Genomic DNA, 530 nt, shown 5'->3' with positions numbered 1-530 from the left:
AGCCGATGATCGCCGCGACAATATTGTCGCCGTCGGCCAGGGCCTGCTGATAGTCCTTGAGGATCAGCACACCGACGCCTTCGCCGCGAACATAGCCGTCGGCATCGGCGGCAAAGGCCTTGCAGCGCCCCGTGGGGCTGAGCATGCCGGCCTTGAGCGCACCGATGAACACCATGGGCTCGAAGCACAGATTGACCCCGCCGGCGACCGCCACCGTGCAGTCGCCATTGAGGATCGACTGCGCCGCCCTGTGTACCGCCACCAGCGAACTGGAGCAGGCGGTATCGATGGGGGCGCTGGGGCCGTGAAAATCGAACACAAAAGAGATGCGGTTGGCGATGATCGAGTGGGCATTGCCCGTGGCGTCGTGGGCCCCGGCCTCGGAACGGGCCAACAGGCCGTTGTAGTCGGCGGACGAGATTCCGATGAATACCCCGGTGTTGCTGCCGCGCAGCTCGTGCGGACAGATGGCGGCGTCCTCGAACGCCGCCCAGGTCTGCTCCAGCACCAGCCGATGCTGCGGGTCCATG

1 protein-coding gene is annotated in these 530 nt (G+C 65.8%); it reads right to left on the bottom strand.

Features of this window, described 5'->3' with window-relative positions; genetic code table 11:
• On the bottom strand, positions 1-530 hold a 530-nt coding region (locus Q7C21_RS22925), incomplete at both ends, for a polyketide synthase (protein ID WP_375151228.1).

This window comes from Pantoea sp. ANP04 (assembly GCF_041982285.1).
Taxonomy (GTDB): domain Bacteria; phylum Pseudomonadota; class Gammaproteobacteria; order Enterobacterales; family Enterobacteriaceae; genus Pantoea; species Pantoea eucalypti.
Note: the sequence above shows the minus strand (reverse complement) of the source record. Positions and strands in the feature narration are given on the sequence as shown.